Origin of the sequence: Bradyrhizobium xenonodulans, assembly GCF_027594865.1 — a bacterium.
Taxonomy (GTDB): Bacteria; Pseudomonadota; Alphaproteobacteria; order Rhizobiales; family Xanthobacteraceae; genus Bradyrhizobium; species Bradyrhizobium xenonodulans.
Map to the genome: position 1 here is coordinate 4,270,347 of NZ_CP089391.1, position 14,873 is coordinate 4,285,219.

15 protein-coding genes are annotated in these 14,873 nt (G+C 65.6%); 1 reads left to right on the forward strand and 14 read right to left on the reverse strand.

The features are described 5' to 3' along the window. Positions 1-59 precede the first annotated feature (59 nt). Together I3J27_RS20090 and I3J27_RS20095 are read right to left on the reverse strand one after the other, a co-directional pair. Positions 60-1,445: a LysM peptidoglycan-binding domain-containing M23 family metallopeptidase gene (locus I3J27_RS20090; RefSeq protein ID WP_270160182.1), complete on the reverse strand. Its 1,386-nt coding sequence runs from the start codon at positions 1,443-1,445 to the stop codon at positions 60-62. Positions 1,446-1,554: 109 nt separating this feature from the next. Further along, a complete protein-coding gene (locus I3J27_RS20095) occupies positions 1,555-2,205 on the reverse strand; it encodes a protein-L-isoaspartate(D-aspartate) O-methyltransferase (RefSeq protein WP_270160184.1) in 651 nt (216 codons plus the stop codon). A 236-nt stretch (positions 2,206-2,441) separates the two neighbouring features. On the opposite strand from I3J27_RS20095, the gene I3J27_RS20100 reads away from it, so the two are divergent. Continuing rightward, positions 2,442-2,813 carry a response regulator gene (locus tag I3J27_RS20100; protein WP_270160185.1) on the forward strand — a complete coding sequence of 124 codons (372 nt, stop codon included), beginning with the start codon at positions 2,442-2,444 and terminating at the stop codon, positions 2,811-2,813. On the opposite strand, the gene surE is transcribed toward I3J27_RS20100, so the two are convergent. From surE to I3J27_RS20160, 12 genes are all read right to left on the reverse strand, one after another. After that, on the reverse strand, positions 2,814-3,581 hold the full coding sequence (gene surE / locus I3J27_RS20105; RefSeq protein ID WP_270160187.1) for a 5'/3'-nucleotidase SurE: 768 nt from the start codon (positions 3,579-3,581) through the stop codon (positions 2,814-2,816). Positions 3,582-3,684: 103 nt separating this feature from the next. Further along, a complete protein-coding gene (locus I3J27_RS20110; RefSeq protein WP_270160189.1) occupies positions 3,685-4,038 on the reverse strand; it encodes a hypothetical protein in 354 nt (117 codons plus the stop codon). A gap of 62 nt (positions 4,039-4,100) precedes the next feature. Then, positions 4,101-5,432 (reverse strand): serine--tRNA ligase, encoded by a 1,332-nt coding sequence (gene serS / locus I3J27_RS20115; protein WP_270160190.1) that lies wholly within the window; start codon positions 5,430-5,432, stop codon positions 4,101-4,103. A gap of 194 nt (positions 5,433-5,626) precedes the next feature. Further along, entirely contained in the window at positions 5,627-6,439 is an 813-nt protein-coding gene (gene tatC, locus I3J27_RS20120; RefSeq protein WP_270160191.1) for a twin-arginine translocase subunit TatC, read from the reverse strand. Continuing rightward, on the reverse strand, positions 6,436-6,945 hold the full coding sequence (tatB, locus tag I3J27_RS20125; RefSeq protein ID WP_270160192.1) for a Sec-independent protein translocase protein TatB: 510 nt from the start codon (positions 6,943-6,945) through the stop codon (positions 6,436-6,438). Before tatB ends, tatC begins: the two co-directional genes overlap by 4 nt. A gap of 87 nt (positions 6,946-7,032) precedes the next feature. Continuing rightward, complete coding sequence (locus tag I3J27_RS20130) at positions 7,033-7,266, reverse strand: twin-arginine translocase TatA/TatE family subunit (protein ID WP_200515731.1); 234 nt, start codon at positions 7,264-7,266, stop codon at positions 7,033-7,035. 168 nt (positions 7,267-7,434) lie between these two features. Then, positions 7,435-8,187: an SMC-Scp complex subunit ScpB gene (gene scpB, locus I3J27_RS20135; RefSeq protein ID WP_270160193.1), complete on the reverse strand. Its 753-nt coding sequence runs from the start codon at positions 8,185-8,187 to the stop codon at positions 7,435-7,437. Positions 8,188-8,208: 21 nt separating this feature from the next. Continuing rightward, positions 8,209-9,048 (reverse strand): segregation and condensation protein A, encoded by an 840-nt coding sequence (locus tag I3J27_RS20140; RefSeq protein WP_270160194.1) that lies wholly within the window; start codon positions 9,046-9,048, stop codon positions 8,209-8,211. Continuing rightward, complete coding sequence (nagZ, locus tag I3J27_RS20145) at positions 9,045-10,073, reverse strand: beta-N-acetylhexosaminidase (protein ID WP_270160195.1); 1,029 nt, start codon at positions 10,071-10,073, stop codon at positions 9,045-9,047. The genes I3J27_RS20140 and nagZ overlap by 4 nt, the downstream gene beginning before the upstream one ends. A gap of 46 nt (positions 10,074-10,119) precedes the next feature. Next, a complete protein-coding gene (locus I3J27_RS20150; protein ID WP_270172847.1) occupies positions 10,120-11,691 on the reverse strand; it encodes an SPOR domain-containing protein in 1,572 nt (523 codons plus the stop codon). Positions 11,692-11,831: 140 nt separating this feature from the next. After that, positions 11,832-13,622: an arginine--tRNA ligase gene (argS, locus tag I3J27_RS20155; RefSeq protein ID WP_270160196.1), complete on the reverse strand. Its 1,791-nt coding sequence runs from the start codon at positions 13,620-13,622 to the stop codon at positions 11,832-11,834. A 9-nt stretch (positions 13,623-13,631) separates the two neighbouring features. Beyond that, on the reverse strand, positions 13,632-14,840 hold the full coding sequence (locus I3J27_RS20160; RefSeq protein WP_270160197.1) for a deoxyguanosinetriphosphate triphosphohydrolase: 1,209 nt from the start codon (positions 14,838-14,840) through the stop codon (positions 13,632-13,634). Between the last annotated feature and the right edge of the window lie 33 nt (positions 14,841-14,873).

Here is a 14,873-nt window from a genome sequence, read left to right on the forward strand (position 1 = left end):
GCCACAAACGAAATCGCCCGCTAACGCGGGCGATGACGATCGTCTTACGTTGAAGGAAGTTATGCCCCGTTCAGGAATTGAAGCGGGTCAACCGGGCTCGATCCCTTACGGATCTCGAAGTGGAGCTGCGGCGACGCCACCTCCCCGGATTGACCCGACTTGGCAATGACCTGGCCGCGCTTGATGGTATCTCCGCGCTTCACCATCAGCTCACTCGCATGGGCATATGCGGTGACGTAGCCGTTGGAGTGCCGAACCAGGACCAGATTGCCGTAACCCTTCAGCTCGTTGCCGGAATAGGCGACGACGCCGTCTTCGGCCGCCTTGACCGGCGTCCCCTCGGGCACCGCGAGATTGATGCCGTCGTTGGACTTGCCGTTGGTCTTGGCGCCGTAGCTCGTGACCACCTTGCCGCGCACCGGCCAGCGGAAGGTCGGCAGCGCGCTGGTCGTCTCCGCGGCCTTCGCCGAAGCCTCGGCAGCGGGCTTCTCTTCGACATTGGCCGTGGCCTGGGCGAGGCGTGCGCTCTGCACGGGCGCTGCGACGGCAGCCACCTTGGTGGCGGGTACGGGCGCGGCCGCAACGGGCTGAAGCGTCCCGACGGCGGGGGCAGCAGCAACCGGCGCTGCGACGGCAGCGGTCTTGGCACCGGGCACGGACAGCTTGGTGCCGAGCTTGAGCTTGGTCGACGGATCGAGGCCGTTGGCGCGAGCCAGCTCGGCCGCCGAGATATGGTTCTTGCGGGCGATGCTGGCGAGCGTGTCGCCGTGGTTGACGAAGTGCGTGCTCGATGGCGCAGCCATGGCGGCAACCGGCTTCGCAGGCGCTAACGCGGGAGCCGCCGCGACGGGAGCCATCGCTGGCGCGGGCGCAGCAGCAGTGGCGCCCGGATGCGGGATGATCAGCTGCTGGCCGGGCGAGAGCGCGCGCGGCCCCTTGTAGCCGTTGGCGGCGAGGATCGACTGCGGCGTGACGCGATAGCGCTTGGCGAGCACCTCGAGCGTGTCGCTGGTGCCGACGATGATCTTGGTCCCGCCGGCCGGCTGCGCGGCCGCGACCGAGCGCGGCGGCACGGTGGCTGTCGTTTCGAGATGCGGCTGCGCCGGGGGCGCGTAGGTGCCGACGCCGCGGCCGCCTCCGGACACGCCACCACCCGCCGCAACGGGATAGGATTGCGGCGCGGACACCGCCGGCGGCGGCAAGGGCTGCGACTGGTAGGAACCAGGCTGCGTCTGCGGCCGCGAATATTGCGGCAGCTCGCGCTGCGGCGGCGGTGCCTGCTGCACCGAACCGGTCTGGTCGGAGGCGAAGGGATTGGAGAAGTTCGACTGGGACAGCCGCGACGACATGTCGGCGCTGCATCCTGCGAAGCTGAAGGAGATCAGCGCCAGCACCGCGACCTGCGGTACGCGGCGCGAGTAAAGCAACTCGGCGACGACAGACATGGTTACTCACTCGTACGCAACAGAACTGGTCTTTTAAGTAAACACGCGCCGAGTAAATAACGGCTTAACCCTCCCAATAAGATGTTGGCAGCACAGCCGATCCGGAATTCTACAGCTCCCGCGCCACCCCGGGCAGCGCCGGCACGAAACGGACCTCGACGAGTTCCTTGCGGTTGATCCCGGCTTCGGTGCGGGTGAGACGGACCAGCGTCTGCACGCCCTGGTGCGGGCCGACGGGCGCGATCAGGATGCCGCCGACCTCCAGCCGGTCGACCAGATTCTCCGGGAGCTGCTCCATCGCGGCGGTCACGATGATGCGGTCGAACGGACCGATATTGGCCGGCAGATTGAGGCCGTCGGCGAGCATCACCTCGACATTGTGACAGCCGAGCTTTTCAAGTCTGGCGCGCGCCGTGTCCGCCAGCTTGCGATAGCGCTCGATTGTCAGCACCTGGCCGGCGAGCCGCGACAGCACGGCGGCCTGATAGCCGGAGCCGGCGCCGATCTCGAGCACCCGGTGCTTCTTCTGCAGCTGGAGCTGCTCGGTCATGTAGGCGACGACGAAGGGCTGGCTGATGGTCTGCCCGCAGGCGATCGGCAGCGCGGTGTCACGATAGGCCCCCTCGCGATCGGCTTCGTCGACGAACAGCTCGCGCGGCACCTCCTCCATGGTCCGCAGCACCGCCTGGTCGCTGATGCCCCGGCGTCTCAGCGTGAGCTGAAACATCATCTTTTCCGTTGGGTGCTGATGGGAGGTCATCGCTTCCTGTGTCGTCTCGTCATTCGGGATCGCGGCTTCCGCCGCGCGCGCCCGGGCAAGAATCTTGTTCCTGCTCAGGAACCCATGATAGCCTTTGGCTACAGCATTTGACCACAAATCGGCTTGCAGCGGGCTGACGGCAAAAGGTCATTTTCAGGCGTCCCTTCGCCGACGCGCATTGCGTCGATTCGTGTTATCTGCGAACGTTTCCGCAAATGGGCAAGGACTCAGCGACAATGACCGCGACAGGGCTTTCGGGCCGCTCTGTATTCCTCGTCGAAGACGAGGTGATGATCAGGATGATGGTCGCGGACATGCTCGAGGAGCTCGGCTACAAGATCGCAGCCGAAGCCGGCGACATCACCGAGGCGATGCGGCTCGCCCAGGCGACCGAGTTCGACATCGCCATCCTCGACGTCAACGTCAACGGCAAGGTCATCTCGCCGGTTGCCGACGTCATCAAGGCGAAGGGTTGCCCGTTCATCTTCGCCACCGGCTACGGCTCCTCGGGCCTGCCCGAGCAGTACCGCGACCGGCCCGCGCTCCAGAAGCCGTTCCAGCTCGACGCGCTCGGCAAGACGATCGAAGCCGCGCTGCGCGACGGCTAGCTATTTCAGCGTCGCACTCAGCGCGTCGGAAAACGCTTCATTGGTGCGGTCGAGCCGAAGCGGCGTGACCGAGACGTAGCGTTCGCGCAGTGCCGCGAGGTCGGTGCCGTCGGCTGGCGTATCCATCATCGCCGCGCGCTCGAAGCCGATCCAGAAATAGGGATTGCCCCGGCCGTCCCTGCGCTCGTCGATCCTGAGGAAGCCGAGATTGCGCTTGCCCTGGCGCGTGACGCGAATGCCCAGCACCTCCTCCGGCGCACAGGACGGGAAGTTGACGTTGATGACGGTGTCCTTTGGGATCCCGGCAGCCATCACCTTGCGCAGGATGTCGGGCCCGAACTTGCGCGCGGTGTCCCATTGCGGCCGATCTCGCGTCTCGACGCTGAACTCCTGTGACAGTGCGAACGAGGGCAGCCCCAGGATGGTGCCTTCCAGCGCGCCGGCGATGGTGCCGGAATAGACCACGTCCTCGGCGACGTTGCGGCCCTTGTTGACGCCGGACAGCACGAGGTCCGGCAGCGTGGTGCCCAGAATATGCCGCGCGCCCATGATGACGCAGTCGGTCGGCGTGCCGCGCACGGCGAAGTGGCGCGGGCCGACCTCGCGCAGGCGGAGCGGATCGTTCAGCGACAGCGAATGCGACACGCCGGACTGGTCGAGCTCGGGCGCGACCACCCAGACGTCGTCGGACAGCGCCCTGGCGATCTCCTCCACGACCTTGAGGCCGGGAGCATGAATGCCGTCGTCATTGGTGCAGAGAATACGCATGCGAAGGGCCGATTCCAGAAAGCGGGGTCTGAGCCGTCTTATCCGGCCGGGGCCGATCAGGCAAACCGGCCGATGGGGACCGTCGTTCCCGGCTTGGTCCCGTTTACCTGCGGACGCGCCATTGCGGCAGGAAGCGCGCCAGCCGGCCTTCGGCACGCAATGTCATCGCCGGCACAACCGGGCTCACGACGGGAGCTTCGATGACGCCGAGCGCCTGCAATTGCGCAACGATCGGATCCGCCCCCGGAAAGCGTTCGCGTGCCATCGTCAGCGCGCTGTCGAAATCCGCAGCATTCACGCCGGGCTTGGCCCGCCGGCTCTGGACCAGATCCTCGTCCCAGAGCCGCGCGACCTCGATATCGAGCACGCCGCGGAGGCGCTGGTCGACGGCCTGGATGCCGGCACCCGTCACCGCCCATTGTCGGCCGACCCAGAAGATGTCGCGGTGCAAGGCCATGAATGGTGGGTTCGCATTGGCGGGTGGCCGGCAGGATAACCGGCCGCCCGATCTTCGCAACCCTACTCGCGCGCGATCACCTTCAGCCCGCCCATATAGGGCTGGAGCACGCTGGGAACCGCGATCGAGCCGTCCTCTTGCTGATAGGTCTCCATCACGGCGATCAGCGCGCGGCCGAGTGCGGTGCCGGAGCCGTTCAGCGTATGCACGAAGCGTGGCTTGCCGTCCGGACCGCGCGAGCGGGCGTCCATGCGGCGAGCCTGGAAATCGCCGCAGACCGAGCAGCTCGAGATCTCGCGGAACGCGCCGCCCTCGCCCTGTCCGGGCATCCAGACCTCGATGTCATAGGTTTTTTGCGACGAAAAACCCATATCCCCGGTACACAGCGTCATGACGCGGTAATGCAGGTCGAGCCGGCGCAGCACTTCCTCGGCGCAAGCGAGCATGCGCTCATGCTCGTCCTTGCTGGCCTCCGGCGTCGTGATCGAGACCAGCTCGACCTTGGTGAACTGGTGCTGACGGATCATGCCGCGGGTATCGCGGCCCGCGGCGCCCGCCTCGGCGCGGAAGCACGGCGTCAGCGCAGTGAGCCGCATCGGCAGCTGCTTCTCATCGAGGATGGATTCGCGCACCAGGTTGGTGAGCGCCACCTCCGCTGTCGGAATGATGCCGAGACGCTCGGTCCGCAGCCGCTCCAGATCGGGTGCGGCGAGCAATTCGCCTTTGATCGCCCAGAACTGATCGTCCTCGAATTTCGGCAATTGTCCGGTGCCGAACATGATCTCGTTGCGCACCAGCAGCGGCGGATTGATCTCGGTATAGCCGTGCTCGTCGATGTGCAGATTCAGCATGAACTGGCCGAGCGCGCGTTCGAGCCGTGCCAGCCCCTTCTTCAACACGACGAAACGCGCGCCGGAAAGTTTCGCCGCCGTCTCGAAATCCATGTCACCGAGAGCGCCGCCGAGATCGTCATGAGGTTTGGGCGCGAACGCATAGTTGCGCCTGTTGCCGAACACATGGCGTTGCACATTGCCGTGCTCGTCGACGCCGTCGGGCACTTCGCCGAGCGGCAGATTGGGGATCGCCGACAGCGCCGTTGCAAGCTCCTCATCTGCGGCCTTCGCAACGGCCTCGAGCTCGGGCATCGTGGTCTTGAGCTCGGCGACCTCCGCCATCAGCTTGGCGGCGCGCGCGTCATCCTTCGCCTTCTTGGCGTCGCCGATCTCCTTGGAGGCCGCATTGCGCCGCGCCTGCGCCTGCTCCGAGGCAAGGATCGCCGCGCGCCGCTTCTCGTCGATCGCGAGCAGCGATGCCGACAACGGCTTCAGGCCACGCCGGGCGAGACCGGCGTCGAAGGCTTGCGGATTGTCGCGGATCGATTTGATGTCGTGCATGGCGGTGGTCCTGGATCAGCGCGTAAACCTACAACGGAAACGTTGTACGTCAGCGCGTTCCCCCTAGCACAGCTGTCATCGCCCGCGAAAGCGGGCGATCCAGTATTCCAGAGACAGGGGTGATTCCTCGACAGGCCGCGGCGTACTGGATTCCCCGCATGCGCGGGGAATGACACTGGTGGGTTTGGCCGCCCCTACTCCGCCGGATTGACCGGCGTCGACACGTCGGTGCCGGTGGCGGCCTGCGAGGCGGCCGCCTTCTTCTCCACCATCCCGACCGCGATGATCGAGCCCTCGTAGAGCGCCAGCAAGGGGATCGCGAGCGAGCACTGGCTGAGCACGTCGGGCGGCGTCAGCACGGCCGCGATGACGAAGGCGATCACGATGAAATAGCGGCGCTTCTCGCGCAGCATCTTCGAGCTGACGATGCCGATGCGGCCGAGCAGCGTCAGGATCACCGGAAGCTGGAAGGCGATGCCGAAGGCGAAGATCAGCGACATCATCAGCGACAGATATTCGCCGACCTTGGGCAGGAGCTGGATCTGCGCGGTCTCGTCGCTGCCGGCCTGCTGCATACCGAGCGAGAAGCGGACCAGCATCGGCAGCACGACGAAATAGACCAGCGCCGCGCCCAGCACGAAGAAGAACGGCGTCGCCACCAGATACGGCAGGAAGGCCTGCTTCTCGTGCTTGTAGAGCCCGGGCGCGACGAACTTGTAGATCTGTGTCGCGATGATCGGGAACGAGATGAAGCCGGCACCGAACAGCGCGAGCTTGAGCTGGGTGATGAAATATTCCAGCAGCGCGGTGTAGATGAACTTGGAATTCTCCGGACCCGCGACCCACACGAACGGCCAGACCAGCACGTTGTAGATCTGCTTGGCGAAGAAGAAGCAGAAAATGAAGGCCACGCCGAAGCCGAGCAGCGCCTTGATCAGCCGCGAGCGCAGCTCGATCAGATGGTCCATCAGAGGGGCTTTACTGGCCTCGATATCGGCGTCGCTCATGACGCTTTGGCGTCCTTGATCGCTTCGGATGGCGCCGTGTCCTGAATGACGGTGTCCTGCGCAACCTGCGCCTGCTCGACCTCACGGGTGATGGCGAGCGGCTCGTTCACAGCCGTATGCGCCTCGGCCTCCACGAAGGTCTCAGGCGTCGGCGCTTCCGGCGTCGTTGGTGTCGTCGGCGGTTCGACAGCAGTCGTCGTGGTCGTCTCGGCCGGCTTGTCCAGAGCATCGACGCGGAGCGCGTCGCTGACGTCCTTCTGCAGCGAGGTCAGCGGATTGAAGCCGGTGGCGGCTTCCTTGACCTCATCGAAGCTCTTCTTGAGGTCGGCCATCTCGGCCTCGCGCATCGCTTCCTGGAACTGGCCCTGGAATTCGGCGGCCATCTTGCGGGCCTTGCCCATCCACTGCCCGACCATGCGCAGCACGCCCGGCAGCTCTTTCGGGCCGATGGCGACCAGGGCCACGACCCCGATCAGGACCAGTTCACTCCACCCGATGTCGAACATGAGGTCTTCCGTTCACGCAAGGCCGCGACCGGCCCAATCCCTTGCGCGCAGGATCGGGGCCGCTACCCGCGTCTCGCGTACTCTTGCTCAGACGGCCTTGCTGCCGACGTCGGACCGGGCCGCGGTCGGCGCGGCATTGTGCTCGATGGACTTCGAAGGCTCGGGCTTGTCGGCGACCTTGTCGTCGTCCTGCATGCCCTTCTTGAATGCCTTGATGCCTTGCGCCACGTCGCCCATCAGATCCGAAATCTTGCCGCGGCCGAACAGCAGCAGGACGACTGCGATCACCAGGATCCAGTGCCAAATGCTAAGCGAACCCATCCTGCAACCCTCCAAACACGCTTGGCCGGGGACCCGGCCGATCTTCCCCGAAACCTAGGCGCGGCAGACCTCAAAAACAAGGACCAAGGCAGCGCCAATTCGCTGTTGGCGCTACGTAATCTTGCTAGTGTTAACTGGTCGCAGGGGGCCCCGTAAAAGGCCGCGACGTCAGTCCTCGCTGCCGCCCTCGCCGCCCTCATTGCCGCCTTCCGGCGGCGTCTCGGGCTCGACCGCGGGTGCCAGCGCCAGATCGAGGTCCTCGCCGGGTTCCAGCGGATCCTCGTCCTCGCGCAGGGCCGGGTCGTCCGACGGCGTCGGCACGCTGAATCCGGTCGGCAGGCGCGAATCCAGCAGGCCCGTCCCCTTCAGCTCTTCCAGGCCCGGCAGATCGCCGAGCTGTTCCAGCGTGAATTGCGACAGGAAGTCCTCGGTTGTTCCGAAGGTCAACGGACGGCCGGGCGTCTTGCGGCGGCCGCGCGGCTTGATCCAGCCGGTCTCCAGCAGCACGTCGAGCGTGCCCTTGGAGGTTACAACGCCGCGGATCTCCTCGATCTCGGCACGCGTCACCGGCTGGTGATAGGCGATGATCGCCAGCACCTCGATCGCCGCGCGCGACAGGCGGCGGGTCTCGTGGCTCTCGCGCGTCATCAGCCAAGCGAGATCGCCGGCGGTGCGGAAGGTCCATTTGTTGGCAACGCGCACGAGGTTCACCCCGCGCAAGGAATAATCGGCCTGGAGCTGCTCGAGCGCGGCCTTGACGTCGACGCCCTCAGGCATGCGCTTGGCCAGCGTGGCGGTGTCCAGCGGTTCGTTCGACGCAAACAGCAGCGCTTCCAGCAGCCGCAATTCCTCGGGACGCGCCTGGGATTCGTTCTCCATCGGCTCGGCCTCTTCTACCCGCACTTCAGCCAGGCTTGCCATGGCAGATTCTCCTTCTTGCACTTAACCGACCGGCGCATCGGGCGCAGGAACTGCGTCCACGACCGGTTTCGGCCGCCCCTTCCGGAAATAGATCGGCGCAAACGCCTCTTTCTGGTTCAGCTCGAGCTGACCCTCACGCACCAGCTCGAGCGCGGCGGCGAAGCTCGAGGCGAACACCGTCGCGCGCTGCGTCGGATCGGCAACGTGCCGGATCAGGAAGTCGTCGAGCACGCCCCAGTCGTCCTGCTCGCTGATGCTGCCGACCAGCCGCTCCAGCGTGGCGCGCGCTTCGGCGAGCGACCACACGGTGCGCTTGGCCAGATGCACGCTCGCCAGCACGCGCGACTGGCGCTGCGCGGCGTAGGCGGTGAGCAAATCGTACAGCGTCGCGGTGTATTTCGGATGCTTGATCTCGGCGATCTGTTCGGGCTCGCCGCGCGGGAAGATATCGCGCTGCAATTGCGGCCGGTTCATCAGCCGGTTGGCGGCTTCGCGGATGGCTTCCAGCCGGCGCAGCCGGTTGGCGAGCGCCGTCGCCATCTGCTCGGCGCTCGGACCTTCCGCACTCGGCGGCTCCGGCAGCAGCAGCCGCGACTTCAGGAAGGCGAGCCAGGCCGCCATGACGAGGTAGTCGGCAGCGAGCTCGAGCCGGATCTTTCGCGCGGCTTCGATGAAGTGGAGATACTGGTCGGCCAGCGCCAGGATCGAAATCTTGGCGAGGTCGACCTTCTGGTTCCGCGCCAGCGCGAGCAACAGGTCGAGCGGACCTTCATAGCCCTCAACATCGACGACCAGCGCCGGTTCATCCTCGGCGAGCTCTGCGGGCCGCCCGGTTTCAAACGATAGGATTTCTGCGCTCATGCGGATGCCGTGTTTGCCCGTGCGATCAATGCGTCCAGCTCAGTGCGTGCGGCCGCCCGGTCGAACGGCTGCGGCGTCTTGCGCGCAGCGAGCGCGGCGTTGGCTCGCTCCAGCGCCCGGCCCGACAATTCAGGGGTCTCGCCGGCGACTTCGCGCATCTCCTCGATATTGCCGTTGCAATGCAGGGCCACATCGCAGCCGGCCGCGAAGATGGCGCGGGTCCGTTCGGCGATATTCCCCGACAGCGCGTTCATCGACACGTCATCACTCATTAACAAACCCTGGAACCCGATTACGCTGCGAATCACCTGAGCAATCATTGTCGCAGAAGTCGTCGCCGGATGGGCGGGGTCGACGGCGCTAAACACAACATGTGCAGTCATGGCCATCGGCAGGTCGGCGAGCGGCTTGAACGCCGCGAAATCGGTCCGTTCCAGCTCGTCCCTCGGCGTATCAACCGTCGGCAGCTTGAAATGGGTGTCGGCGGTGGCCCGGCCATGGCCGGGGATATGCTTGAGAACCGGCAGGACGCCGCCCTGCTCCAGCCCCTCGGTGACCGCGCGGGCGATCGCTGCGACCTTGCCCGGTTCGGTGCCGTAAGCCCGATTCCCGATGACGGCATCAGCGCCCGACACCGGCACATCGGCCAGCGGCAAGCAATCCACGGTAATGCCGAGATCGGCGAGATCGGCCGCGATCAGGCGGGCACTGAGGCGCGCAGCCGTCAGTCCAAGCGCCGAATCAGTGTCGTACAAGCTCGAGAAAATCGCGCCCGGCGGATAGACCGGCCAGTGCGGCGGCCCCAGCCGCTGCACCCGCCCGCCCTCCTGATCGATCAGGACAGGTGCGTCACCGGTGCCCGCAACCGCCCGCAATTCCGCAACCAATGCAGCGACTTGAGCCGGCGTATCGACATTGCGCTTGAAGAGGATGAAGCCCCATGGGCGCTGGTCGCGGATAAACTCCCGCTCGACGGCGGTCAGTTCCGTTCCGGATACACCGGTAATGAAGGCCCGCGTACTCATAACGGCCGATTAACCCTGCCCCGCGAGGGGGTCAAGGAAACGGCCGTTAATTCCTCTGGACGAAGCAGTCGGACAGGCCTGCGGATTTCAAACTGTTGCAGGCCTGCGACGCTTCCTGGGCGGAACCGTAGGGACCGGCGAAGGCACGATAGACGATGCCCTTGCCCTTCTCGGTCAGATCGACCCGCTTGATCACTGGGGCACGCGATCCAAGCACGCTGCCGTACTTGCTCTGCAGCACCCGATAGGACGCGGCGGCACTGTCCTCGCTCTGCTGCGAGGAGACCTGCACGATATAGCCACCGCCACTGCTGGTGGGCGCTATCTGCGTCGGGGTGGTCGCAGCCATCCGCTGCGGCGGCTCGGCCGCCGGCATCGATTGCGGCGCCAGCGACATCGGCTGATTGGCGCTGGCATTGGCCGAGGTCGGCGGATTGCGCGGCGCAGCCGGTGCGGCGGGCACGGCAACAGGCTTCGGCGCAGCAGCCGTCGGCTTGGCTGCAGCCGATTGCGGCGTGGCGCTATCGGTCTGATCCCCCTTCACGGCCACGGTCCGGATTGGGCGCGGCGAATTGGCCGGCAGCGTACCGTTGCTCGGGATCGGACCTGCGCTCGGCGGCGGCACCGTGGACGGCGACACGCTCGCCACCGGCGGCGGGTTCGCGTTCGGGTTCAGCGGCGGGAACACCACACGGGGACCACCCGCCTTGGCGGCGACATCGACGGGCGTCTCTTCGCGCGGCACGATCTTCTCGGAGCCGTCGCCGCTCGCCATGCGATCCGGCACCTTGGCCGCCGAGTCCGTCGGCGCCGGCACGATCTTGGTCGGGGTGTTGTCAGCCTTGATGATCGGCGGCTCACCGCTGCGGGGCGAGCCCACATAGGTCTTGTAGGCGAAGGCCGCGCCAGTGCCGACCACGGCGAGCGCAAGGATCGCTGCGACCGTCATCATGCCGCCGCGCGGCTTCTTCGGCTCGTCGAGATCGGCTTCGGGATAGTCACTCTGGAAGGCGTAGGGATCATCAGGATAAGCTGGATCGCGCTGATAGTCCTGCTCGCCCGCCTCCAGCCGCCCATAGAGCGCGTCGTCGTAGCGCGCCGGGTCGGGCTGCTGATACGGTTCCTGATAGGCTTGTTCCTGGTGGGCCTGATCATGCTGCTGATGAGCGTGGCCCTGATAGGCCTGATCCTGATACGCGTGATCCTGATAGGCTTGCGGCTGATGGAAATCAGGCTCGGGCGCGGTCGGCTGGGCTGAATAGCGATGCAATGGATGAACCGGGTTCACGGAGACGGGATAGTCGGGCTCGGACGCTGGCGCCGGCTGCGGTTGCACGTTGGCCCTCCGCATCCATGACGGCGGCCCGGGCGGAGGCGGCGGGGCCTGCTCGGCATAGTCCTGCTGATCATCGTCCTGCGGATAGTCGTGGTCCTGATAGTTCTGGGCAGGCGCTGCCGGTCGCTGCGCGCTCGGCCGTCCCTGCGCTGCGAACGGATCGGTCTGTCCGATCAGGCGGGCGAGCTCGGCCAAGGGATCGTTTTCAGTCTTCCCATGCGGGTCGCCACCGCGACCATAGTCATCGGAGGGAAACGGTCTGTCCTGATATCGTTCGGCCATCGTGATGATGCGTCCCTTCGGGAAAGCCGCGCGCCCCTCGACCAAGGCGCGGCTTTCGACCCACAAGGCTTTCAACCAAGTCTAAGCGATCCGGCTTCTGCCGGTACCCCCAATATTCCCCTTAAGTAGTTCGCCCCAAACTACCGCATCTCGTCCGGAGCATGGACGCCGAGGATGGCGAGGCCCGATGCCAGGACGGAGACGACGCCCTGGACCATGGCCAGCCGCGCCTTTGTTAGATCTGCATCATTATTGATAATGAAGCGTAAATAGGGCAAATCGCGCCCCTTCGTCCAAAGTGCATGAAATTCGCTGGCTAAATCATAGAGATAGAAGGCAATTCGGTGCGGCTCATGGGCCGCGGCGGCTGCTTCCAGCATGCGCGGATAAATTGCGAGGCGCTTGAGAAGATCGAGCTCGACCGGGTCCGACAGCCGTTCCACGGCCGACTCACCAAGCCAGGCGATCCGCTTGTCCGGATCCTCCGGGAGTTCCGGGAACACCTCGGCCCGCGCATTGCGGAAGATCGAGTGGCCGCGGGCATGGCCGTACTGGACATAGAACACCGGGTTGTCGCGCGACTGTTCCATGACCTTGGCAAGGTCGAAGTCGAGCACCGCGTCGTTCTTGCGGTAGAGCATCATGAAGCGGACGGCGTCCTGGCCGACTTCATCCACCACCTCACGCAAGGTGACGAAGTCCCCGCTCCGCTTCGACATTTTCACCGGCTCGCCGTTGCGCAGCAACTTCACCAGCTGGACGATCTTGACGTCGAGCGCACCCTTGCCGGAGGTCGTCGCCTTCACCGCCGCCTGCATGCGCTTGATGTAGCCGCCATGGTCGGCGCCCCAGACGTCGATCATCTCGGCGAAACCACGGTCGAACTTGTTCTTGTGGTAGGCGATGTCGGAGGCGAAGTAGGTGTAGGAATTGTCCGACTTGATCAGCGGACGATCGACGTCGTCGCCATAGGCGGTGGCCTTGAACAGCAGTTGCTCGCGGTCTTCCCAGTCCTCCACCGGCGCGCCCTTCGGCGGCGGCAGGCGTCCCTCGTAGATGTCGCCCTTGGCCTTCAGGAAATCGATGGTCTCGGCAACCTTGTTGTTGCCGGTCTCGATCAGCGAGCGCTCCGAGAAGAACACGTCGTGGCGGATGTTGAGGGCGGCGAGATCATCCTTGATCTCGTCCATCATCATCGCGATCGCCTTGGCGCGCACCGTCGGAAGCCATTGCGCCTCGCTCATGGCAAGGAGCCTGTCGCCGTGCTCCTTGGCCAGAGCCGCGCCGACCGGCTTCAGATAATCGCCGGGATAGAGCCCTTCCGGCATCGCGCCGACGTTTTCGCCGAGCGCCTCGCGATACCTGAGGAAGGCCGAGCGCGCGAGCACGTCGACCTGCGCCCCAGCGTCGTTGATGTAGTATTCGCGCGTGACGTCGTGGCCGCCGAACTGAAGCAGGCTCGCCAGCGCGTCGCCGAACACGGCGCCGCGGCAATGGCCGACATGCATCGGCCCGGTCGGATTGGCCGAAACATATTCGACATTGACCTTGGAGCCGCCGCGGACGCGTCCGTAATCGGCGCCCTCGCGCAACACCGTGCGCAGAGCCTCGGCCCAGGCCTCGGGCTTCAGCGTCAAATTGATGAAGCCGGGACCGGCGACGTCGACCTTGGCAATCAGTGCGTCAGCGCGCAGCCGCTCCGCGATCTGCTCGGCGAGGTCGCGCGGCTTTGCCTTTGCCTCTTTGGCAAGCACCATGGCGGCGTTGGTCGCCATGTCGCCATGGGAGGCGTCGCGCGGCGGCTCGACCACCACGCGCGCGAAATCGATGCCCTCGGGCCAATTGGCGTCCGCCGCGAGCGCGCGGCAGACGGCGTGCACGCGTGCGAGCACGTCGGCGAACAAATGCGGTGCTGAGGATGTGTCGGGCATGGGCGCCGCCTAACGCAAATCCGGGGTCGAGTCAAAAAGCCGCTGGTGCTCGGTCAGGGCGAAACGGTCGGTCATTCCGGCAATGAAATTGCCGATCCGGCGGGCCCGGTCGCCCTCATCGTCCGCCTCCGCCCCCAGCAGCCATTCCGGCGGCAGTTCGGCCGGCGATGTCAGGTATTTCGCGAACAGGTCGAACAGGATCTGCTCCGCCTCCCCCATCACCCGCATCACCCGCTTGTGGCGGTACATGTGCTGGTAGAGGAAGCGCTTGATGGCGGCCTCTTCCTCAGCGACCTCGGCGGGGAACGCGATCAGCGCCCGGCTCTGCTGGCGCACGTCCTGGGCCGATTGCGGCTTCACGGCGGCGAGATTCTTCTGCGCCTCGGCGAATACTGCGCCGATCAGGTGCGAGATCAGCTCGCGCACCAGCTCAGCGCCGCGCCTGACGTCTTCGAGATCGGGATAATGCGCCGACGTCTCGGCGATGATCTCGGCCGTCAGTGGCATCACCTTGAGGTCGTCGAGGTGGAACAGGCCGGCGCGGAGACCGTCGTCGATGTCATGGGCGTCATAGGCGATGTCGTCGGCGAGCGCGGCGACCTGCGCCTCCAGCGAGGCAAAACTCCACAATTCGAGATCGTAGGTCTTGATGTAGTCAGCGATGCCGACGGGAACGCCATGCTCGCGATAGCGCCCGACCGGCGCACCGTTGCGATCAGTCAGCGGGCCGTTGTGCTTGACGATGCCCTCCAGCGACTCCCAGGTCAGGTTCAAGCCATCGAACTCGGGATAGCGGTGCTCCAGCGAGCCGACGACGCGGAGCGTCTGGGCGTTGTGGTCGAAGCCGCCAAAATCCTTCAGGCAGGCGTCCAGCGCCCGCTCGCCGGCGTGGCCGAACGGCGGATGGCCGAGATCATGGGCAAGGGCCAGCGTCTCCGTGAGGTCCTCGTCGAGCCCAAGCTGCCGGGCCAGCGCGCGGGCAATCTGCGCCACCTCCAGCGAATGGGTCAGCCGGGTGCGGTAATGGTCGCCCTCATGGAACACGAACACCTGCGTCTTGTACTTCAGGCGGCGGAACGCGGTGGAATGGATTACCCGGTCGCAATCCCGGCGGAACGGGCTGCGGGTCCGGCTCGGCGGCTCCGCAACCAGCCGGCCGCGGCTGCGGTCGGGATCGCAGGCATAGGGCGCGCGGGGGGCTGCCATTCCGACGGACACGACGAATTTAGTCCCTATCCATTTGATTCTGCG

Bases quoted from the DNA above. Each gene is read 5' to 3' on its own strand.
- I3J27_RS20090 (WP_270160182.1), bottom strand. From the start codon at position 1,445: ATGTCTGTCGTCGCCGAGTTGCTTTACTCGCGCCGCGTACCGCAGGTC.
- I3J27_RS20095 (WP_270160184.1), bottom strand. From the start codon at position 2,205: ATGACCTCCCATCAGCACCCAACGGAAAAGATGATGTTTCAGCTCACG.
- I3J27_RS20100 (WP_270160185.1), top strand. From the start codon at position 2,442: ATGACCGCGACAGGGCTTTCGGGCCGCTCTGTATTCCTCGTCGAAGAC.
- surE (WP_270160187.1), bottom strand. From the start codon at position 3,581: ATGCGTATTCTCTGCACCAATGACGACGGCATTCATGCTCCCGGCCTC.
- I3J27_RS20110 (WP_270160189.1), bottom strand. From the start codon at position 4,038: ATGGCCTTGCACCGCGACATCTTCTGGGTCGGCCGACAATGGGCGGTG.
- serS (WP_270160190.1), bottom strand. From the start codon at position 5,432: ATGCACGACATCAAATCGATCCGCGACAATCCGCAAGCCTTCGACGCC.
- tatC (WP_270160191.1), bottom strand. From the start codon at position 6,439: ATGAGCGACGCCGATATCGAGGCCAGTAAAGCCCCTCTGATGGACCAT.
- tatB (WP_270160192.1), bottom strand. From the start codon at position 6,945: ATGTTCGACATCGGGTGGAGTGAACTGGTCCTGATCGGGGTCGTGGCC.
- I3J27_RS20130 (WP_200515731.1), bottom strand. From the start codon at position 7,266: ATGGGTTCGCTTAGCATTTGGCACTGGATCCTGGTGATCGCAGTCGTC.
- scpB (WP_270160193.1), bottom strand. From the start codon at position 8,187: ATGGCAAGCCTGGCTGAAGTGCGGGTAGAAGAGGCCGAGCCGATGGAG.
- I3J27_RS20140 (WP_270160194.1), bottom strand. From the start codon at position 9,048: ATGAGCGCAGAAATCCTATCGTTTGAAACCGGGCGGCCCGCAGAGCTC.
- nagZ (WP_270160195.1), bottom strand. From the start codon at position 10,073: ATGAGTACGCGGGCCTTCATTACCGGTGTATCCGGAACGGAACTGACC.
- I3J27_RS20150 (WP_270172847.1), bottom strand. From the start codon at position 11,691: ATGGCCGAACGATATCAGGACAGACCGTTTCCCTCCGATGACTATGGT.
- argS (WP_270160196.1), bottom strand. From the start codon at position 13,622: ATGCCCGACACATCCTCAGCACCGCATTTGTTCGCCGACGTGCTCGCA.